Here is a 20,885-nt window from a genome sequence, read left to right as displayed (position 1 = left end):
TATGTTGCGATGCAACAATACACATCCTTACCTGTATATTTTGATCCTGTTTTCGCGATTGCCAGTTGACCGCGGGTCCGATCATGACAAATCTGTTGGCAAATAGACGTGATTTTTCAGTGACGTAATTGCGCGATCCCGATCCTGCCATCCGGGCATAAAACACGTTGCAGCGCGCAATAACGGACGGATTTCAAACGGAAAAACACCTTTTCCACGATCCGGAAAAACTCAGAGGAAACAGGGTGATGCAACCGCTTCTAAGGGTTCTGACCATCATCGGAATGACAATCTGCGTCGCGACACCGGGCGTAATGTCCGCAACCGCTGGCGAAACCGTTTCATTCCCCTTTGATCCGGCCACAGGTGAAAGCCGCCTGTATGATGTGGTCAAAACCCGCGAAACCCGGCGCAATCTTCAAAGTGATCAGACAAGCACCAACCGCCTGACCATGTCGATCCCGATAACCGTGACGGGTAAGGATGATCAGGGCTTTGAAATGCGGGCGTCCTATAACGACATCGCCATTACCGCACCAGATGCCGATGACCCGGCCTATCGCCTTGCCACCGGGCTTGCCAGACTGACAGAGGGGTTCGGTTTTGAATTCCGTACAACCGATACCGGCGTTCCGGTTGCCCTGACCAATATGGAGGCGGTCAAAACCGATCTTCTGCCGCGGGTCTTTGCCAAACTTGATGATGTGATCGCGCATTATACTGATAACCCGCGCATGGCCGCGACCCTTGATCCGGTGCGACAGGCCTTTGCCAATATGTCAGCCGGGGCCGGGGTTCAGATCACCCTGCGCGATGTCTTGCCGGTCTTTTCGGTCACGGGGATCGAATTGCCCCTTAACGAACCGCTTGCCATCCATCGGGAAATACCGTGGGAGCTGACCGGATCGAACCTTGTGGTCACTGGCGAGATGAAAATAACCGCGATCAATGAGGATCAGGCGACCCTCACGCTCAGCCAAAGCTACACCCGTGAAAGTGTGCGCAACGGCATTGCCTTTTTGCTTTCGCAGATGGCGGGCATGGACAAGGCATCAATGGAACGCACCACCAAACAGCTCCGCGCCTGGGAAGATTACGACATCCAGACGACGATTACCGCCACCCTGCCGCGATCTGGCGGATGGCCGACCCAGATCGACCATCACCAGACCTTTATCGCCGCCGGTCAGACGCAAACAACCCGTCTGAGCTACAGGCTGGCCAACTAAACGGCCTTTTGGTCGCTATTTCGCGACATGCAGATGGATGTTGGTGGCCCCATGTTTTTCCAGAATGGCTTTTGCCGTTGCTTCGGCACCTTCCATCGACGGATCAAGACGCACCCACAGGATCACGGAGCCTGCGTCAACTGCGCGGGCAAAATCCTCGGTATGGGGGGTGGAGGTAACTTCATCAATGAATTCACGAAGGGCGACCGCACCAACCCCTGCCCCGATCACAATTGCTGCCGGGGCGGTTGCCGCGCCGCCAAACAGGGCAATGGCACCAGATGCCACCAGCGGCACTTCATATTTCACTTCGCCGACCAGTGCGGTCAGCACATCTGACCAGGACCGGCCGTCTGATCCGGCGACATCAATCGATTCATGGGAACTCAGAACCGAAAGATCGGTTCGCGCAAAACCACTGCCCCGCAGTGCATTCACGGCAGCATCAAAGCTGTCTTTCGTATCGAACAATCCGACCAGTTCCGGGGCCTGCGAGGTGGTCTGTTCTGCTGCCATTTTGCGCTCTCCTTGGTGACTGTTTTCCGCTACAAGAATGTCAGTACACATCGACAGTCCTGTCCGGTGCAATACATATATATTTTACGGAAATTCAGGCGTTGCAATGGCATAGGTCAAAAACTATGACTTCGCACTTTGCCACCTCTCGTCAATGCCTTCAGGGTTTGCTATCACAGACGTCATGAACAACATCGCTGATACATCCGACACCACACCGACCGCGCCATCCTTTTCCCGTGAAGGCGCAACACCCATGATGATGCAGTTCCTTGAAATCAAGGAACAGTATCAGGACTGCTTGCTGTTTTATCGGATGGGCGATTTTTACGAGCTGTTCTTTGACGATGCAGTCAAAGCCGCCGAAGCCCTTGATATCGCCCTGACAAAACGCGGCAAGCATCAGGGTAACGAAATTCCCATGGCCGGTGTTCCCGTCCATAGTCACGAAACCTATCTTCAGCGTCTTATTCGCAAAGGGTTCCGTGTTGCCGTCTGCGAACAGATGGAAGACCCGGCAGAGGCCAAAAAACGCGGTGCAAAATCCGTGGTCAAACGCGGTGTCGTTCGCCTGATCACGCCCGGTACCCTGACCGAAGACAGCCTTCTGGATGCACGGCGCCACAATTATCTGGCAGCCGTTTCGGAAGTGCGTGGCAAGGTCGGTCTGGCCTGGCTTGATATGTCGACCGGCGACTTTTTTGTTCAGCCCTGTGATATGGCAGGCCTTCCGGCTGCCCTGGCACGGCTTGATCCGGGTGAAATCCTGTTTTCGGAAAAGATGCTCAACCGCGCAGACGTGTTTGACATTTATGCCGAATACAAAAACATCATCACGCCGCAGCCGACCGCGCGCTTTGATGCTGAAAATGCCCAGCTGCGCCTGAAAAAGCTCTATCAGGTCGAAGCTCTTGATGCCTTTGGCGGGTTCGAGATTGCCGAACTTTCCGCAGCCGGGGCGCTGATTGATTATGTCGATCTGACCCAGAAAGGCCAGATGCCCCGTCTGTCGCCCCCGACCCGTGTGGCCGAGGGTGCGGCGATGGAAATCGATGCCGCCACCCGCCGATCACTGGAACTGATCCAGACCCAGTCGGGTGAGCGCAAAGGATCGCTTCTTTCGGTCATTGACCGCACCCGGACCGGGGCCGGGGCACGGTTGCTGGCCGCCCGTCTGTCGGCGCCTCTGACCAATGCCGAAGAAGTCAATAAACGCCTTGATCTGGTTGAATATTTCCATGATCGCGATGCGCTGCGCTCGGACCTGCGCGCCGCCCTTGGGGAATGCCCCGACATTGAACGTGCGTTGTCGCGTTTGTCGGTTGGTCGTGGTGGTCCGCGTGATCTGGCGGCGATGCGTGACGGTCTGTCCTGTTCCTTTGCGATTGGCAATCTGCTGGCCAAGCCCGATGGCGGCAATGATGGCCTGACCACCCAGCCAGAGGCACTTGGCGATCATTTGACCGCAATGGGCCATCATGGCGATCTGATTGATCTGTTGCGTCGGGCAATGTCGGAAAACCTGCCGCTTCTGGCCCGTGATGGCGGCTTTATCGCCGGGGGATATCACCCGCCGCTTGATGAATTGCGCATGCTTTCAAGCGAAAGCAAAAAACTCATCGCCAATCTTCAGGCCCGCTATACCGAGCAGACCGGGATTTCAAATCTTAAGGTCAAACACAACAACGTTCTGGGCTATTTCATCGAGGTATCGGCCAAAACCGCCGACAAGATGATGGAAGAAGACGAGTTCATCCACCGCCAGACCATGGCAAATGCGGTGCGTTTCACCACCGTCGAGCTTTCCGAACTTGAAAGCAAGGTCTCCAAGGCAGGCGACCAGGCGCTTGCCCTTGAGCTTGAACTGTTCGAGGAACTGGTTGCCGCCGTTCTGACCAAGGCCGACGCCATCGCCAAATGTGCGCAGGCATTGGCCGGTCTTGATGTATCTGCCGCCCTTGCCGAACTGGCCCGTGATCAGGGCTGTGTGCGCCCGAACATTGATAACAGCCTTGCCTTTGACATTCGCGGCGGTCGCCATCCGGTGGTCGAAGCAGCCCTGCGTGAAAATGGCGACTCACCCTTCGTTGCCAATGATTGCCGCCTTGAAGATGAACAAAGCCTGTGGCTGATCACCGGTCCGAACATGGCCGGTAAATCGACCTTCCTGCGCCAGAATGCCCTGATTGCGGTTCTGGCCCAGATCGGCGCATTCGTTCCGGCGGCCAAGGCCCATATCGGGGTGATTGACCGGCTGTTTTCGCGCGTGGGGGCGGCCGATGATCTTGCCCGTGGCCGATCGACCTTCATGGTCGAGATGGTTGAAACTGCATCGATCCTTAATCAGGCAACGGACCGGTCGCTTGTCATCCTTGATGAAATCGGGCGCGGCACGGCGACCTTTGATGGCCTGTCGATTGCCTGGGCTGTGGTTGAAAACCTTCATGAAATCAATCAATGCCGTGGCCTGTTTGCCACCCATTATCATGAACTGACCGCGCTTGCCGCCAAGCTTGCCCATCTGTCCTGTCACACCATGCTGATCAAGGAATGGCAGGGCGAGGTTGTGTTCCTCCATGAAGTCGGTGCAGGCAGTGCGGATCGTTCATACGGCATTCACGTCGCCCAGCTTGCCGGTTTGCCAAAACCCGTGATCAAGCGCGCCGAACAGGTTCTGAAAACCCTTGAAAAGGGCGAACAGGGCGGTGCGGTTTCCAAACTTGCCGATGACCTGCCACTGTTTGCGGTGGCCATCGAACAGGCCGCAAAGGAAGAACGTGCGAGCACCCCTTCCCTGTCAGATGGTCAAAAGGCCCTTCTTGATGCGGTTGCCGATCTTGATCCCGATAACATGACCCCGCGCGAAGCCCTTGATGCACTTTATCGGCTGCGTGCTTTGAAAGACTAGGCAATCAAAACTGTATCTGGCAAAGCTGGATCTGGCGCATGAAAAACAGGCACCTTGCCCTTATATGAGGCAGGTGCCTGTTTTGTTTTGACGAGCAAGCAACACGATCTAACAGCCCGGATTTCGGCACGGCACATGCATAGGGTGCGGTCGCAATAAATTGTCGTTACTATGGTATTGGCTTTAATCGGCACTCAGACCGCAAGCAGGCGCAAGGAAACCGACCAACGTGACCTACAAGATCAAAAAGCAGCGCGAAATCATCGACCGGAAAACAGTCTTTGCCGAGCTTGAAGCGATTGCAAATGACCCGGATCTGAAAAACTTCAAACAGCGCACCGCAGTTCTCAAAAAGCTGAAATCGGTCATGGAGGCCGGTCGCACTGTCATTCGCACCCGCTTTGAAGCCAGCAATTCCGGTCAGGAAACGGTCTTTTCCAACAGCTTCCTGATGGATCAGCTGGTGCGCCTGATCCATGATTTTGCCATCAGTTTTGTCTATCCGCTGCATAATCCCACCAATGAACAGCGCATGTCGATTGTCGCGGTCGGCGGTTACGGGCGTGGCGACATGGCGCCGCATTCGGATGTCGATATCCTGTTTCTGTTCCCCTACAAACAGACCGCCCATGGCGAACAGGTGGTTGAATTCATTCTTTATATGTTGTGGGATCTGGGTCTTAAGGTCGGTCACGCCACCCGGTCAGTTGATGATTGCCTGCGCATGGGCAAACAGGACATTACGATTCGCACCAACCTTCTAGAAAGCCGGTTCGTCTGGGGCGATGAGGAAACCTATAATCTGTTTCGCACCCGATTCATGGATGAACTGGTCAAGGGCAGCGGTCTTGAATTCATTGAAAAGAAACTCAATGAACGCGATGACCGCCATGTCCGGATGGGGGATTCGCGCTATGTGGTCGAACCCAACGTCAAGGATGGCAAGGGCGGCCTCCGTGACCTGCACACCCTGTTCTGGATCGGCAAATATCTTTATCGCGTCAATTCACCGATGGAACTTGTCGACCTTAAGGTCCTGACCCGCAAGGAAGCACAAGGCTTCCTCAAAGCCCAGAATTTCCTGTGGGCAGTGCGGTGCTGGTTGCACTATCTGTCTGATCGCGAAGAAGACCGTCTGACCTTTGACACGCAGCGCGAAATTGCATCCCGCCTTGGCTATACCGATCATGCCGGGGCCTCGGGTGTCGAGCGCTTCATGAAACACTATTATCTGATGGTCAAACATGTCGGCAACCTGACGCGCATATTCTGTGCCGCCCTTGAAGAACGCCATCAGCGTCGCCCGCTGATCCGTTTCCCCGGCAAGCTGTTTGGCACCAAGGAAATTGACGGGTTCGAATTACGCAATGAACGACTGACCGTTGAAAATCTCGGCGTTTTTGAAGAAGACCCGATCAAGATTTTGCGCCTGTTCCTGGTCGCCCATCAGAACGGGGTCGGCATCCATCCCGAAACCCTGCGCTGGGTGACGCAAAGCCTGAAATTTGTCGATCACAAATTGCAAAATGATCCGGTTGCCAACGAGGTCTTTCTTGAAATCCTGACCCACCGCAACAGCCCCGATATTGCCCTTCGCAAGATGAACGAGGCCGGGGTTCTTGGCCGTTTCATCCCCGATTTCGGGCGTGTCGTTGCCCAGATGCAATATGACATGTACCACACCTATACCGTGGACGAGCACACCATCCGCGCCATTGGCATCCTCAACCAGATTGAAAATGGCGAACTGGCCGGAGACGCCCCTGTGGCCACCCGGATCATGGGCAAGGTCATCTCGCGGCGTGTGCTGTATGTTGCCGTCCTGCTTCATGATATTGCAAAGGGACGAGGCGGTGATCATTCCGAGCTTGGGGCCGAGGTCGCCGAAAAGCTCTGTCCGCGTCTTGGCCTGTCACCGGCAGATACCGAAACCGTTTCCTGGCTGGTCAAGGCCCATCTGTGGATGAGCCTGACCGCCTTCAAGCGTGATCTCAATGATCCGACCACGATCAAGGCCTTTGGCGATCTGGTGCAATCACAGGAACGTTTGCGCTTGTTGCTGTGTCTGACCGTGGCCGATATTCGCGCGGTTGGCCCGAATGTCTGGAATGGCTGGAAGGCAACGCTTTTGCGTGAGCTCTACTTTGCCACCGACGATCTTCTGTCGGGTGGCCTGAACGCCGACAGCCGCGATTCGCGTGTTGCCAATGCGCAGATGGCCCTGCGCGAGGCACTGGCCGATTGGCCAACGGACGATATCGAAGACTTCATTGATCGCGGCTATCCGTCCTATTGGCTCAGTTTCGATACCGATGTGCATGTCAAACACGCCTATCTGACCCGGGATGCCAAGAAAACCGGTGCCGAGATCACCGTTGATGTCCGCATTGATACCGAAATCGATGCCACCGAAATCACGGTTCACACCACCGACCATCCGGGCCTCTTTTCCCAGATTGCTGGTGCCATGGCCCTGTGCGGGGCCAACGTTGTTGATGCAAAGATCCTGACCCTTGCAGATGGCATGGCGCTTGATACCTTCTTTGTTCAGGACACCAATGGCGAGGCGTTTAACGACACGGCCAAGCTCGAAAAGTTGCGTGAAACCCTTGAACAGGTGATTTCGGGCCGCCTGCGTCCCAGTCATGAAATCGAACGTCGCCAGACCAAGGACAACTCGCACCGCACCGCCGTCTTCAAGGTCGAACCCAACGTCATCATCGATAACAAGGCCAGCCGCACCCATACGGTGATTGAAATTACTGCGCGCGACCGTCTTGGCCTGCTTTATGACATCACGCGCGCCTTGCGCGACCTGTCATTGCAGATCGCATCAGCCCGTATTTCCACCTTTGGCGAACGCGCGGTTGACGTCTTTTATGTGAAGGATGTGTTTGGCCTGAAAATCGATAGCCGGACCAAATTTGTCCAGGTCAAGGAAACCCTGACGCAATCGATTCAGAATAATTAAGACCCGTGAAATACAAACCGGATTGATCCAGTACCCATATGGCGTCCTTGACGCCACCACGGTATGGATCAATCCGGTAGTTCCAATCTCCGCGATCAGAACGGTATCTTGTCGTATGGAGAATTGTGACGGACGAGGAAGGGTAAAAACCAAATCCGACATCGTGACCTGTTATTCACGATGTCGTTGTCCTCGGAGTGCAGCAGGTTGAGGTGGATCCCCTTATTTCCCCGCCCGTCCAATAATGAGGCTCGCGTCCCAACGAATCCTCAGCGAATTGGAATTTAGTCCCTCAGCAACATGTTTTCTGTGACGACTGTCACAACCGGCGAAAAAAAAATGCCCCGGTTCAACGACTTTCATATTTCTGTGATATAGGTTTACCCGGTTTGCGACGCCTCATTACGACTTCTTCACCTTCACCTGTCAGATTTTCATCCAGCCAGCTTGATAATTGCCGCAATTGGCGATCATCACAGCCAAACCCGACGACTCCTTGAGACGGAATGCTTTCGAATGTCGCTTGTACGCTCCATTGCCACGGTGAGTGGCTTTACCCTGTTGTCCAGATTGCTGGGCTTTTGCCGCGACATTCTGATTGCCGGTATGCTGGGGGCCGGGGGCATGGCCGACGCATTCTTTGTTGCGTTCAAATTCCCAAACCTGTTTCGCCGTCTGTTTGGCGAAGGAGCCTTTTCGGCGGCTTTCATCCCGCTTCTGGCCGGTGACATTGAAAAGCGCGGCATGGAGGCCGCGCGCGAATTTGCCGCACGCGCCATGTCGATGCTGGTGTTGATTACCGGTTTTCTGGTTGCAATCATTGAAATCATAATGCCCTGGGCGATGTATGTCTTCGCGCCGGGCTTTGCCCAGGACCCGGAAAAATTCGCGCTCGCCGTCGAATTGTCGCGCATTACCTTCCCGTATCTTGCCTTTATTTCTGCCGTCGCGCTGATGTCGGGTGTTTTAAACACCCTTCACCGCTATGCCGCCGCCGCCGGGGCGCCGATCATTCTCAATATCTGTCTGATTGCCGCCCTGCTTGGCCTGACACCGATGACCGAAACCCCGGCCCATGCCCTTGCATGGGGGGTGGCCGCCGCCGGTGTCGCCCAGTTCATCTGTCTGGTCATTGCCTGCAAACGCGCGGGATTTGCCATCAAATGGCAGATGCCCAGGGTCGATGACCGGGTCAAACTGCTTGGCAAACGCATGATCCCGGGCATGATCGGGGCTGGCGTCTATCAGTTGAACCTTCTGATCGATACCATGCTGGCATCACTTGTTTCCGACGGGGCGGTGTCCTGGCTTTATTATGCCGACCGCGTACAACAGCTCCCGCTCGGGGTGATCGGTATTGCGATTGGCACTGCTCTTTTGCCGACGCTTTCGCGCCAGTTGCAGGGGGCTGATCCCAAAACCGCGATGTATAGCCAGAATCGCGGCATTGAAATCGCGCTTTTGCTCACCCTTCCGGCCGCGGTTGCCCTTGGCGTCATGGGATTGCCTGTGATCAATGTCCTGTTTGAGCGCGGGGCCTTCGGGGCCGAAGAAACCCGCATGACCGGCCTTGCCCTGATCGTTTTTGCCTTTGGCCTCCCGGCCTCGGTTCTGGTCAAGGTTCTTGCACCGGGCTTCTTTGCCCGTGAAGACACCAAAACTCCGATCCGCATCGGTATTTCCTGCATGATCCTGAATATCGTTCTGATCATCGCCCTGATGCCATGGTTCGGCCATCTTGGCATTGCTGCCGCGACCTCTGTTTCGGTTTGGGTCAATGCCGGATCACTGGGCTTCCTGCTTCATCGCCGCGGCGATCTTGTGTTTGATGCCCGACTGGTCAGACGGTTGCCGCGCATCTTGCTGGCATCGGTTCTGATGGGGGCGGCATTGTGGTTTGCCATTGATGTCTTCTGGGACAATGATGCGCTTTCGGTCATGCGGATCACCATCATGACGGCCTGTGTCATTGGCGGTTTGATGATCTATGGCCTATCGGCCCAACTGCTTGGTGCAACCAACCTTTCCGAGCTCAAGGCGACCTTCAAACGCGGAAAAGCCCCCCGCACGCAATAAATCCGGCCAATTCCCGACAAGCTGCTTGACCTCATCGCGCCGGGCGGCTTAACTCCGCGCTGCTTGCTTGCATGCTCGTCCGCCGGCGGGTGTCCAAAACTTGGCGGAGTATGCAGGCTTTATTGATCATCACTTGAAATGGACGACAACGTTATGGAACGTGTGTTTTCGGGCGCTCAGCCCACCGGTAACCTTCATCTTGGCAACTATCTTGGCGCAATCCGTAACTGGGTTGCCTTGCAGAAGCAGTATGATTGCATCTTCTGTGTTGTTGATATGCATGCCATCACGGTCTGGCAGGACCCCAAAGAACTGCGTTCCAACATCCGTGAACTTGCTGCGAGCATGATTGCGTCGGGCATTGATCCGGAAAAACATGTGCTGTTCAACCAGAGTCAGGTTTCCGCCCATGCCGAACTGGCCTGGATCTTTAACTGTGTCGCGCGTATCGGCTGGATGAACCGCATGACCCAGTTCAAGGAAAAGGCCGGCAAGCATCGCGAAAATGCCTCCCTTGGTCTGTATGCCTATCCGAGCCTGATGGCCGCAGACATTCTGGCCTATAAGGCGACCCATGTTCCGGTTGGCGAAGACCAGAAACAGCATCTTGAACTGGCCCGCGATATCGCGCTGAAATTCAACAATGATTACGGCGTTGAAGATTTCTTCCCGCAGCCCGAACCACTGATCCTTGGTCCGGCAACCCGTGTGATGTCGCTGCGGGATGGCGCGAAAAAGATGTCCAAATCCGATGCATCGGATATGGCGCGCATCAATATGACGGATGATGCCGACACGCTGTCCAAGAAAATCCGCAAGGCCAAAACCGACCCGGAACCACTGCCGAGTGAAGCAGCCGGTCTTGAAGGCCGCCCGGAAGCCAAGAACCTGATCACCATCTATGCGGCCCTGACCGACAGCACGGTTGATGCGGTTCTGGCCGAGCATGGCGGCACGCAATTCTCGGGCTTCAAACAGGCGCTGACCGATGTGGTTGTTGAAAAACTCGCCCCGATCACCGAGGAAATGGCACGTCTTAAAGCCGATCCGGCCTATATCGACAGTGCACTGGCAAAGGGTGCGGAGCGCGCCAATGCCATCGCCCAGCCGATCCTGCGCGAGGTCAAGGAAATCGTCGGCTTCCTTAACAGCTGATCAGATCACCGTTTGAAATGACAAATCCCGCTTGTGCATCACAGGCGGGATTTTTTTAAAACGCGGCATTGCCAAGGACGATCAGATGGCATTGCCCGTCGATTGGGGCTGGTTTTGCTTTTGCATGGCCTGATATTTCTTCAACCCGTCCATCATGGTCTGACTGAACCATGCACCGACCGGTTCTTCTGTCCCGATATGGCTTGATGCGCGTTCCATCAGGGGGTGCATTTCGGCTGCATCCTCTGCTGCGCTGTTGGCCGTATTGTTTGTCGCATTATTCACGCGCGTATCGCTGCTGTGGCTGACCGGGCGCGCTGTCATAGTCCCCTGATCGGCGACCGCATTGCTGCTTGCAACGGCTTCTGCTGCCATGGTCTGTGCCTTGTCACGCCCAAGGGCTGCGTTAAACCGTGCTGCCATTTCGGCAGCGGATAACGGTTCACCGCCGCCAAGATTTGACCGATCTTGAGTGCCCGGATTGTTCACCTTATCCAACACACCATTAAGCGATGATTGTTTAGCCGAGGCACCCGACACACGCTTTGATTCACGCGCTTGGTATTCAGCCATCTCAGAAGAAATCGCCATTGTATTTGCTTCACGACTCAGGCGTCCGCCATTTTGCGCGCGTGCCCATACCGTATTGCCGCCATCATTGCTAAATGTCGGGCGACGAAGGCCATCACTGGCAGACGAGTTTGACGCAATGGTCTGTTTGACGTTCGATACCGGGTTAGTGGTTCCCGCTGAGGCCATGGCAACTGCCAGTTCTGCGGGATCATTAGCGGGCAGCTGGCTTGCGCTTTCGGCCTGGCCAAGCTGGGGCTCGGATTGCGGATGCATTTGTGCAGTTTGCTGTGCCTGCAGCACCGGATTTGCTATCGGTTGTACCAATGCCGCGCTTTGACCCCAAGGCAGATTCAGATCACTTGCCTTGATGCCATAGGCAGCTGCGTTCGAGGCAGTATTGGCCGATGCCAGAATGGTCTGGTCAACCGGGGTGGTGGGTGCTGTTTGCACAATCGTTGCCTGCTCTGCCGCTGAGGTGCTTGCAAGAGCGGATGGCGTTGTTTGCTGCCCGGCCATCCAGGGCAGAACCAGATCCCCCTGATATGTGGCGTCAAAGGCTGCGACATTGGTCGGTGTTGCGGGGTTTTCGGACGCATCGGCAATCGCGGTCCCGGCATCACCGGAACCACCACCAAAGCTGTTCTCGACAAAGGCCATGACGTGCGCGCCGGTATCTTCACCGGTCACAGCATCAACCACGGCATCAATTGCCGCCCCGGCAAGGCCAAAGACCCCGCCAAACAGCCCGCCACCAACGACACGTGCACCGTTACCCAGTTCGTCACCGGTCAGCGACCGGTAAATCATCCCGACACCGGGAATATGTTGCAGGGGATTAATTACATCAATCACATCGCTGAATTCAAAGCCATCCTTGCCGAACATATATTCGGAAAAGCTTCGGCCTTCCGATGTATCGGAAAGCTGGTCAGCCGCGTTGGACTGGGCAAACTTGTTGCCTGCCACATCCCCCGCGACGCCCGGAACGCTACCGGGCGAAATTTGCCGCCAATTTGCACCAATCGACATGATTGTCCTCCTCTTGCCAGATAATTTGCAAAAGGAGTGCCAATTTGTGATTTAATTAATTCATTGAAAAATAAGGATTTTATTCTTAGTAGCTCCGACGCATTCCTGCCTGTCGGAATCTTCTGCCGGGTACCCTAGAACAGATGCCCGGCCCGCTCTTTCTTGGTCTGAAGATAGAATTCATTATGACCATTGGACGGGAATTTGTGCGGAACACGTTCCGACACTTTCACCCCCCAGCTTTCCAGACCCGTCATCTTTTCCGGGTTGTTGGTCAGCAAACGCACCGTTTCAAATCCCAACTGGCGCAACATTTCGGCCGCAGGGCGGTACACACGTTCATCCGCATCAAAGCCAAGCTCTTCGTTGGCATCAAGCGTATCAAAACCACGATCCTGCAAGGCATAGGCACGCAGCTTGTTGACCAGTCCGATGCCACGTCCTTCCTGACGCAGATACAGCACAATGCCGCCCTGCCCGCCCCGCGAGATTTCTGAAATCGCGCCACGTAATTGTGGTCCGCAATCGCAGCGCAGTGATCCGATCAGATCACCGGTGAAACATTCAGAATGCAGGCGGATCAGAACCGGCTTGTCCTTGGCCGGTTCGTCAATCACGATGGCCAGATGCTCCTGCCCGCCATCTTCGGGACGAAACGCAATCACGGTTGCATTTTCGGCATTTTCCAGCGGCACGCGGGCTTGGCTGACCTCGCGCAGACTTGCTGCCGAGGCATTTTCATATCCATTGATGCTTTCTGATTGCAGCACCAGCAAATTCTGGGCACGCGCAAGGTTTTCAAGCTGATCGGGCGCAACCGGTACGGTTACGACAGCAGGCAAAAGGCGGGCAAGTTTGGCCAGACGAATGGCGGCACTTTCGGCCATCGAAACCGGGCGCCAGTCACCCTTTGGCAATGCATCAAGATCAAGCAACGGATTGGCGATCTCGCCCAGACGATCGGCATTGATGCCTGATCGATCCGCACTGACAAAGGCGATAAACGGATCATCCTTGCATGCCCGCCCCAAGGATTTTGCCCGAACGCGCGGAATAACAATTGCCGGTGCTTCGCCTTCGCGGGCAATATCACACAGGCGATCAAAACCGATCTGCGACAGGGGTTCTGCGGCAATCACGGCAACGCTGTGGGCTTCACCATTGTCATGGCCCTGCACCAGGACGACCTCGCCACGGCGCAAATCGGCCACGGCGCGCGACACAGTCACCAGATCGGTGGCCGGGGTCAGATTGCTGTTATTTTGGGCCGGGGCGGCAGAACTTTGAGTCATCGTTATCTTGTCTTTGTGATCACAACATCGCGATCCGGTGGGTATGGGGCTGGATAAGGACCCGGATTACTTAATATAACCGCATTGGTCTGTCTGGTTCGTTTCCAAGTGCTGCGCAAAATCGCAGGAAGATAAACATCTTTCAAGATTTTACGACAAAACTGTCCGGATAAACCGACGACGTGACTGTATTAAGTAAACTGGGTCCTGCACAGGGTTAAAGCGAAAACAGTTTGTTCTTGAAAATGCACTTTAAGGCGCTGATCCTAGGTTATGTACTTTATATAGGGCGGGCTGGCCCGGATGTTCCAGAAAAACAAGAATGTATCCGGCAGTAAGGCAAGCCCAATATATAGACCGGATCGCGCAAGCAGCAAGGGATGGTGAATGTCGACAGGTAAACAGGTTCTTGTGGTCGAAGATGATGCAGCGCTCAGCCAGTCATTGACCGAACAGCTCCGACTGCATGAAGAGTTTGAATGCGTGGTCGCCAAAAGCGGGACAGACGCGCTTGAAGCCGCCAAGGACTCCTATTTTGATGTGATCCTGCTTGATGTCGGATTGCCCGATATGGATGGTCGCGATGTGTGCAAGCTCATGCGCCGGGCCGGTGTAAAATCACCGATCATCATGCTGACCGGTGCCAATAGCGATTCCGATACCATTCTTGGCCTTGAATCGGGGGCCAATGACTATGTCACCAAACCCTTTCGGCTTAATGTCCTGCTTGCGCGCATTCGTGCCCATATCCGCCAGCATGAACAAAGCGAGGATGCCGTTTTTGTGATTGGCCCCTACAGTTTCCAGCCAAGTGCGAAAATCCTGATCGAAACCGCAACCGAAAAGAAGGTCCGCCTGACCGAAAAGGAAACCTCGATCCTGAAATTCCTGTTCCGGGCTGGTGACAAGCCGGTCACCCGCGAGACCCTTTTGGACGAGGTTTGGGGCTATAATGCCGGGGTTACGACGCATACGCTTGAAACCCACGTCTATCGGTTACGTCAGAAAATCGAAAAAGATCCATCCAATGCCGCAATCCTGATCACGGAGCCTGGCGGTTACAAACTGATCCCGTAACCCCGAATTTCCGTCGGTTTTTTTGTATTTCTGCCGTTGGATAAAAAAATCCCGTTCCTTACGGGATTTTTTTGTCACAAACCGTTGGTTCATCCGTCTATGAACTCGGCCTGATTATCCACAGAAAATCAAAAATACGTATTTTTTTGGATAAACCCGCATATTTATGGCGATAAATTCACGATATTTGCGGTTTTTGATGCCAAAATACCAAAATTCCCCTCAATTTAAGGCAATATTGGCCGTTCAATAGCCCCTTGACCCGAAAATAGCCGTTCCAACCCGGACATGCGTAGCACCAAGACGGATTGCTGCCTCGTAATCACCGCTCATTCCCATGCTTTTGATTTTCAATCCATGACGCTCGGCAATCTTGCCAAGCATGGCAAAATGCGGTGCCGGTTCTTCGTCGACCGGGGGAATGCACATCAATCCCCTGATCGGAAGTTTCAGCTCATCCCGGCACATGTTGATAAAATCATCCGCATCCTTGGGCGCGATACCGGCTTTCTGATCTTCTTCGCCGGTATTGATTTGAATGAACAGGTCGGGGCAAAGCCCCGTATTGTCGCGATGCTTGGCCAATGCATTGGCAAGTTTCGGGCGATCAACGGTCTCGATCACATCAAACAGCGCAACCGCATCCTTGAGCTTGTTGGTCTGAAGCGGCCCGATCAGATGAAGTTCGATATCGGGAAATTCTGCGCGCAGACCCGGCCATTTTCCGGCCGCCTCCTGCACCCGGTTTTCGCCAAAGACGCGCCTGCCATCAACAAGTGCCTTGCGAACATGATCTGCTTCATGATTCTTGCTGACACAGACAAGGGTGACCTCGGCCGGATCGCGCTTTACCACGGCACAGGCAGTGTTGATATTGCCCTGAATTTCAGCAAGATTTTCGGCAACATCGTTCTTGCCGGGTGACAGATCATTATCGCTCATGGATGATGGGCCTTTAAACGGTGGCAAAGAATGCACGCCCCAAACGTGCAGAACCAGGATTGTATCAATGGATGACACCCTGATAAAGCAGGCGCGCCAACTCAATTTGCGCAATGGCGGGCCAACAGGTGTCATTGCGCCGGTAATTCTGATGACAGATGATCTGCGTTTGCCCGATCCGGTGGCGGCAATCAAGCAATTACCGCGCGACAGCATGGTTATTTTTCGCCATTACGATCATCCCCATCGCGCCCGCCTGGCCGCAACATTGCGCCAGATATGTCGGGCGCGCCACATCCCGTTTCTGGTGGCAAATGACCTTTCGCTGGCCCTTACGGTTTCGGCAGACGGGCTTCATCTTCCGCAATATCGTATCCTGCAAACGCCGCAGATTTATCGGAAAATTCCGCGTGATATGGTCGTGACATCGGCCTGCCACGGCATGGTGACCCTGAGGCACCTCGCATTGCTCCCGGCCAGATATCGCCCCGATGGTGTTTTGATCTCGCCGGTATTTCCAACCCGAAGCCATCCCGGCGCACCAACCCTTTCGCACAGAACGGTTTTGCACATGGCGAGTATTTGCAAACATCTGGGCATCACCCCGATCGGGCTTGGCGGGATTAATGCAAAAACATGCAGAAATCTGCGGTCCTCATCCCTTGCTTCTTTGGCCGGGATAGGGTTTTCTTCTGGCTGAAACCGCCCAAATCCGGTTGATCGGAGAACCACCGCAAAATGCCCCGCCATCTGCACCCATCGCGCAAAACATTCTCGCGCTTTGCCTCCAGACACGCCTTTCAGTTTGGCTTGCCCAATGTCAGCACCGCTTTAATTCAGCAATCTGACGACAGTCCTGTTTATTTTACGCGCGTAAATTCCCTTTTGCGCCAACAGGTTCTTGGTACTGCCAAAGGTGTCAATATCAAGTCGGATGCTTTTCGGTTTCAGGTACTTCCACGTGCAAAATGGGCAGATACCGATTTTTCCCGAAATTCCGTGCTGTTTCTGGTGCCTGATGATGCGCTGGGCGATTGTGTTGGCATGACACTTTTCCTCAAGGCCCTTCGTCTGCGTTATCCCTCGATCAGAATTGGGGTGCTAAATAGCGGTGCGGCCTCGGACATCTTTGCGCTGGTCCCCGATATCGAGATTTATCAGCTTTTTATCTCCGCCAAACAACTTGCCCGGTTCGACCATGTGATTGACCTGAGCGAGATGGAAGGCTGGAAAGATATCGCGACCATGCCGGTTAATCCGGAAGAAGCGTTGTGCGAAGCCTTTGATATCCCGCTCAGTCCTCTGCCCCCCCGCAAAGTTGGCGCTGGCCCTGAAATGCGGATCGGGATTGTGCCGATGGCATCATCGCCATTACGAACTTTGCCGATTGATCTTGTGTGCAAGATCACAACATTTCTCGATCAGAAGAACACAAGGATCACAATCGTTCTGAATGCCTATCAGGGGGTGATGAAGGCCTATAAGGCAGCCCTCGGAGATTTCGAATCAGAAAACGTCCGGATGATTGATGGCTTCAAAACAATCGGTGATCTGGTAAATTTCGTTTCAGAGCAGGATTATATGGTGGTTGCCGATAGCGGCCCGGCCCATATCACCAAGCTGTTTCAAACCCCCGGTCTTGGCATATATAGCTCTGCCTCGGCCAATATTCTTCAGGGACGGCATCAGAATTTACAAAGCTGGCAAAGTGATTTTGTCGGTCCCCATTGCGCCGCGCCATGTGGTCTTGCCAAAGTGCGGGCAACAGCAGATGGAAAAATCGGCTGCATGGGAAGCTTGAACCTGTCTGCAGCTGAACTCGGCCAATTACCCCAAAAAAGCGATCCGGCTTTGGCCATCGCAATGGTGACAGATCACCCGGTACCTTGTGTTGTACAACTCCACCAGCAAGCACCTGATATTCTTGAAAAACTCAAAACCGACCTGAATCTGAGCTGAACACCAGATCGACGTTCATATCCCCATTGATGGCGTTCAAACAAAGGAAAGGGTGGCCAAAGCCACCCCTTCTTCGTCTGTATCCAATTCCGAAGAATTAGAAGTTCAGAACCAGACCAGTTACAGCGCCGTAACCGTCATTGTCTGCGATAGCAGCATTGTCGGATTCATCGTCGAACCAGAAGATCGAGGATTTCCAGGTCACGCCTGCACCAAGAGTGTAAGCCAGACCGAGGTCAACGGTGCTGACTTCACCGGTACCAGCGAGGTTGGTAACGGTGCTTGACGGATCAATGTCACGGTTGCCGTATTCAGCATAACCATAGGTAAGGGAAACTTTGGCAGCATCCATCGCATAGGAAACGCCAACGTCATATGCGTCTGTATCGCCGCCAGTTTTTTTACCTTTACCCTGTGCGTAGTCATCTTCGATGTGGCCCCAGGAAGAACCGACTACGAAGTTACCAAAACCAACGGTGGCCCCGACTCCGTACCAGTTGCCTTCGCCCTGGTTTTCGCCGACAGCAGAAACACCGAAGGAAATGCCATCGAAGTCAGCCTGGTAGCTTGCGCCAGCAGAAACGATGTTGTCGCCACCAGTTGCGGTGTCGTTGTTGTTCGAACCACTGTCGTCAGCATAGGAAACGCCAGCCTGGAAGCCACCGAAATTCGGGGTGAAGTAGGTGACGCGTTTCTGGTCGCCGCTCGACGGAACAGTGTCGATCAGGTATGCGTCAACCCAGTTGGTCAGATCGCCGTCGTTAACGCCTACCGGGCCAACAGACGGTGCGGTGATACCAAGCGAATCAGCAGCCGAGTCGTCTTTACCGAGTTTAACCTGACCGAAGCCACCGTTTACGAACAGGTACTGTTCGTCGATCTGGTCAGAAGAGGTTTCACCTTCAAGCTCGATGACCGCACCAACTTCGATGCCGTTATCAAGGGTGGTTTTACCTTTGAAATGAACTTCGGTATCGGACTGGAAGGCGTTTTTACGCTCGCCAATGTCCTGGTCAGCAAAGCCAGCCCACTGCTCCATGTAACCACCAACTTCAAGCTGGATTTTCTCAGAAGCCTGAACGTTGCCTGCGACAGCTACAGCGACAAGTGCGCTGGAAGCAAAAAGAATCTTTTTCATCTTTACCCTCAAAGAATGACGTTTCGGGAATGAAGGGTTGAACCGAGCGGCCCTTCAATCTGTCGAGGGTCATAAAGCCAATTAAATGACTTATGGTCAATATACTTAACTAACTATTGGTCATTTATATATCTCAGTGTTGCATTTATGACACGGTATTCGACTACAAATCTCCGTGTATACGAGAAAATCATGAGGTTTCACGTCGTTATAACGATGGTATCGGTCACTTAATTAACTGAAAAATAGATACGTGAATCATGTTTCCGCCGTAAATATCTGTTGGTCATTAATTACGCATGGCGGAATCTCCCGCAAGACAGTTCTTAGCCTCCTGGACAACAGACATTAAAAGAACCCTTCGCCGCAACTCAATCAAGGAAACAAAAAAGCCCCTGTTACAGGGGCTTACTTCAGAGGCATATCTTGTCAGATTAACCAATCCACATATGACTTGTTTCTTCTAATGTGAAACACCTAGAGACCCATCCCGGCAATACCGCCTCGACTCTTCCGAGCTTCATCACTAAAGCAAATCTGATCAAAAAAGAAGGAGGCGGAATATCCGCCTCCTTCAAATTCTTCAACTAACCCAGTGAGGATTAGAAGGAGAGGTTCAGACCGGTTACAATACCGTAAACTTCACCGTCCTGAGCAGCTGTAGCCGCATCTTCTTCGTTCCAGAAGAGCGAAGAAACCCAGGTGACGCCAGCGCCGAGGGTGTAGTTCATGCCAAGGCTAACGCCCTGAACTTCAAGATCGCTGCTAGCGTTACGTACGAGGTTACCAGAAGCAGAACCAGCATACGCTTCACGATCGGTGTATGCATAGGTCAGAGCAACGGTTGCTGCGTCCATGCTGTAGCTTACGCCGAGGTCATAGCCGGTTTTCTCGGTTGCGCCCGAAACGGTACCTGCAGTCGCGCGAGTAGCGTTGAAGTCTTCGTCAGAATGACCGAAGGAACCACCAACGGTGAAGTTGCCGAAACCAACGTTGGTACCGATCGCATAGGACTTACCGGTTTTCGGGTTGTAGTTGGTGATAGCCGAAGAACCTTCACGCGGGCTGGTCGATTCGCCAGCAGCAGAAATTGCGAAGGAAACACCGTCAAAATCACCACGGTATTCTGCGCCAGCGGACAGAACGCTCTTTTCAAAACCGCTCAGTTCTTTGGCATCACTACCTTCAGACGCGGTGCTGTCGGTGTAGGAAACACCAGCGCGGAAACCACCAAGTGACGGGGTGTAGTAGGTGATTTTCATGTCGTCAGAGGACGCATCAGTCCAGACGTCTGCGGTGTTGTTTGCACCCCAGTTGGTGAAATCATCATCGTTCGGGCTGATTGCACCAGCTTTCGGAGCGGAGATGACCATGTCATTCGCTGCGCCGTCTTCAGAGCCGAGTTTGACCTGACCAAAACCACCATTGATGTAGAGGTACTGTTCGTCAACACCAGCTACTTCACCTTCAAGCTCGATCGAAGCACCAACTTCAATGCCGTTATCAAGGGTGGTTGCACCTTTGAAGTGAACTTCGGTGTTGGACTGCTGGAAGTTGTGGCGGTTGCCAAGGTTTTTATCAACATCAGCATAACCAACATGCTGGTTCATGAAACCGCTGACCGACAGGCTAATTTTTTCAGAAGCCTGTGCCTGGCCTGCGAAAGCAACAGCGACGAGTGCGCTGGAAGCTACCAGAATCTTTTTCATCTTTTCCCTCAACGTCTTTGCAAATGCGGTTACCGCATAACAAAATTTAGGTGAGCAGCTTTTTTGTTTTTACCGCTCGGTTCGACGCTATGGAGCCAGTATTTTTCCGTTCCGTCAACGATACTGTGATCAAAATGCGACATTTTTCACATCATGTTGCACAAAAACCACACATGTTTTTATTTGCCCTGCGCCCCATCCGCCTTATAGTGCGGGCAACTGATGAACGACTCTCGTTATTAAGGGCTACACCGTGAACAGTTCTTTCGCCAAAATCCTGTGTATTGCAACCCTGTCTGCCTTCTTGGCAG

At 53.7% G+C, this 20,885-nt stretch carries 14 protein-coding genes; 8 read left to right on the top strand and 6 right to left on the bottom strand.

The genetic code is table 11. From position 1 onward, the window contains the following. Nucleotides 1-248 precede the first annotated feature (248 nt). Nucleotides 249-1,229, top strand: coding sequence for a hypothetical protein (locus WA318_RS02045; protein ID WP_336079758.1), 981 nt, complete (start codon nucleotides 249-251; stop codon nucleotides 1,227-1,229). A gap of 15 nt (nucleotides 1,230-1,244) precedes the next feature. Here WA318_RS02045 and WA318_RS02040 read toward each other — a convergent pair whose 3' ends face one another. Continuing rightward, nucleotides 1,245-1,745, bottom strand: a complete 501-nt coding sequence (locus WA318_RS02040) for a hypothetical protein (protein ID WP_114096431.1) — start codon at nucleotides 1,743-1,745, stop codon at nucleotides 1,245-1,247. 184 nt (nucleotides 1,746-1,929) lie between these two features. Here WA318_RS02040 and mutS point away from each other — a divergent pair, with 184 nt between their 5' ends. The 4 genes from mutS (at nucleotide 1,930) to trpS (ending at nucleotide 10,855) form a co-directional block, all read left to right on the top strand. After that, nucleotides 1,930-4,653 (top strand): DNA mismatch repair protein MutS, encoded by a 2,724-nt coding sequence (gene mutS / locus WA318_RS02035; RefSeq protein WP_114096430.1) that lies wholly within the window; start codon nucleotides 1,930-1,932, stop codon nucleotides 4,651-4,653. A gap of 229 nt (nucleotides 4,654-4,882) precedes the next feature. Then, entirely contained in the window at nucleotides 4,883-7,624 is a 2,742-nt protein-coding gene (locus WA318_RS02030) for a [protein-PII] uridylyltransferase (protein WP_114096429.1), read from the top strand. A 516-nt stretch (nucleotides 7,625-8,140) separates the two neighbouring features. Then, a complete protein-coding gene (gene murJ / locus WA318_RS02025; RefSeq protein ID WP_114096428.1) occupies nucleotides 8,141-9,700 on the top strand; it encodes a murein biosynthesis integral membrane protein MurJ in 1,560 nt (519 codons plus the stop codon). Between the two features lie 153 nt (nucleotides 9,701-9,853). Further along, nucleotides 9,854-10,855 carry a tryptophan--tRNA ligase gene (trpS, locus tag WA318_RS02020; RefSeq protein ID WP_336080435.1) on the top strand — a complete coding sequence of 334 codons (1,002 nt, stop codon included), beginning with the start codon at nucleotides 9,854-9,856 and terminating at the stop codon, nucleotides 10,853-10,855. A gap of 81 nt (nucleotides 10,856-10,936) precedes the next feature. On the opposite strand, the gene WA318_RS02015 is transcribed toward trpS, so the two are convergent. Next, nucleotides 10,937-12,457, bottom strand: a complete 1,521-nt coding sequence (locus WA318_RS02015) for a hypothetical protein (protein ID WP_336079754.1) — start codon at nucleotides 12,455-12,457, stop codon at nucleotides 10,937-10,939. Nucleotides 12,458-12,591: 134 nt separating this feature from the next. After that, nucleotides 12,592-13,749: a GTP cyclohydrolase II gene (gene ribA, locus WA318_RS02010; protein WP_336079753.1), complete on the bottom strand. Its 1,158-nt coding sequence runs from the start codon at nucleotides 13,747-13,749 to the stop codon at nucleotides 12,592-12,594. A 387-nt stretch (nucleotides 13,750-14,136) separates the two neighbouring features. On the opposite strand from ribA, the gene WA318_RS02005 reads away from it, so the two are divergent. Continuing rightward, the gene (locus WA318_RS02005) at nucleotides 14,137-14,826 is read left to right on the top strand and encodes a response regulator transcription factor (RefSeq protein WP_114096425.1); all 690 of its coding nucleotides are present in this window, start codon (nucleotides 14,137-14,139) and stop codon (nucleotides 14,824-14,826) included. Between the two features lie 246 nt (nucleotides 14,827-15,072). Here WA318_RS02005 and WA318_RS02000 read toward each other — a convergent pair whose 3' ends face one another. After that, entirely contained in the window at nucleotides 15,073-15,768 is a 696-nt protein-coding gene (locus tag WA318_RS02000; protein ID WP_336079752.1) for a YggS family pyridoxal phosphate-dependent enzyme, read from the bottom strand. 67 nt (nucleotides 15,769-15,835) lie between these two features. Between WA318_RS02000 and WA318_RS01995 the strand changes: the two genes are divergently transcribed. Next, on the top strand, nucleotides 15,836-16,468 hold the full coding sequence (locus tag WA318_RS01995; protein WP_336079750.1) for a thiamine phosphate synthase: 633 nt from the start codon (nucleotides 15,836-15,838) through the stop codon (nucleotides 16,466-16,468). 38 nt (nucleotides 16,469-16,506) lie between these two features. Continuing rightward, nucleotides 16,507-17,727: a lipopolysaccharide heptosyltransferase family protein gene (locus tag WA318_RS01990; RefSeq protein ID WP_336079748.1), complete on the top strand. Its 1,221-nt coding sequence runs from the start codon at nucleotides 16,507-16,509 to the stop codon at nucleotides 17,725-17,727. Between the two features lie 97 nt (nucleotides 17,728-17,824). Here WA318_RS01990 and WA318_RS01985 read toward each other — a convergent pair whose 3' ends face one another. Further along, nucleotides 17,825-18,865 (bottom strand): porin, encoded by a 1,041-nt coding sequence (locus WA318_RS01985; protein ID WP_336079746.1) that lies wholly within the window; start codon nucleotides 18,863-18,865, stop codon nucleotides 17,825-17,827. Nucleotides 18,866-19,467: 602 nt separating this feature from the next. After that, nucleotides 19,468-20,574: a porin gene (locus tag WA318_RS01980; RefSeq protein WP_336079744.1), complete on the bottom strand. Its 1,107-nt coding sequence runs from the start codon at nucleotides 20,572-20,574 to the stop codon at nucleotides 19,468-19,470. Between the last annotated feature and the right edge of the window lie 311 nt (nucleotides 20,575-20,885).

The organism is Thalassospira sp. CH_XMU1448-2 (genome assembly GCF_037027285.1).
GTDB classification, from domain to species: Bacteria; Pseudomonadota; Alphaproteobacteria; order Rhodospirillales; family Thalassospiraceae; genus Thalassospira; species Thalassospira profundimaris_C.
Note: the sequence above shows the minus strand (reverse complement) of the source record. Positions and strands in the feature narration are given on the sequence as shown.

What these genes read in the sequence shown, in the direction of transcription:
- WA318_RS01985 (WP_336079746.1), bottom strand. Translation starts at nt 18,865, where the DNA reads ATGAAAAAGATTCTTTTTGCTTCCAGCGCACTTGTCGCTGTAGCTGTC.
- mutS (WP_114096430.1), top strand. Translation starts at nt 1,930, where the DNA reads ATGAACAACATCGCTGATACATCCGACACCACACCGACCGCGCCATCC.
- WA318_RS01980 (WP_336079744.1), bottom strand. Translation starts at nt 20,574, where the DNA reads ATGAAAAAGATTCTGGTAGCTTCCAGCGCACTCGTCGCTGTTGCTTTC.
- ribA (WP_336079753.1), bottom strand. Translation starts at nt 13,749, where the DNA reads ATGACTCAAAGTTCTGCCGCCCCGGCCCAAAATAACAGCAATCTGACC.
- WA318_RS02015 (WP_336079754.1), bottom strand. Translation starts at nt 12,457, where the DNA reads ATGTCGATTGGTGCAAATTGGCGGCAAATTTCGCCCGGTAGCGTTCCG.
- trpS (WP_336080435.1), top strand. Translation starts at nt 9,854, where the DNA reads ATGGAACGTGTGTTTTCGGGCGCTCAGCCCACCGGTAACCTTCATCTT.
- WA318_RS02040 (WP_114096431.1), bottom strand. Translation starts at nt 1,745, where the DNA reads ATGGCAGCAGAACAGACCACCTCGCAGGCCCCGGAACTGGTCGGATTG.
- WA318_RS02000 (WP_336079752.1), bottom strand. Translation starts at nt 15,768, where the DNA reads ATGAGCGATAATGATCTGTCACCCGGCAAGAACGATGTTGCCGAAAAT.
- WA318_RS02045 (WP_336079758.1), top strand. Translation starts at nt 249, where the DNA reads ATGCAACCGCTTCTAAGGGTTCTGACCATCATCGGAATGACAATCTGC.
- WA318_RS01990 (WP_336079748.1), top strand. Translation starts at nt 16,507, where the DNA reads ATGCCCCGCCATCTGCACCCATCGCGCAAAACATTCTCGCGCTTTGCC.
- murJ (WP_114096428.1), top strand. Translation starts at nt 8,141, where the DNA reads ATGTCGCTTGTACGCTCCATTGCCACGGTGAGTGGCTTTACCCTGTTG.
- WA318_RS01995 (WP_336079750.1), top strand. Translation starts at nt 15,836, where the DNA reads ATGGATGACACCCTGATAAAGCAGGCGCGCCAACTCAATTTGCGCAAT.
- WA318_RS02005 (WP_114096425.1), top strand. Translation starts at nt 14,137, where the DNA reads ATGTCGACAGGTAAACAGGTTCTTGTGGTCGAAGATGATGCAGCGCTC.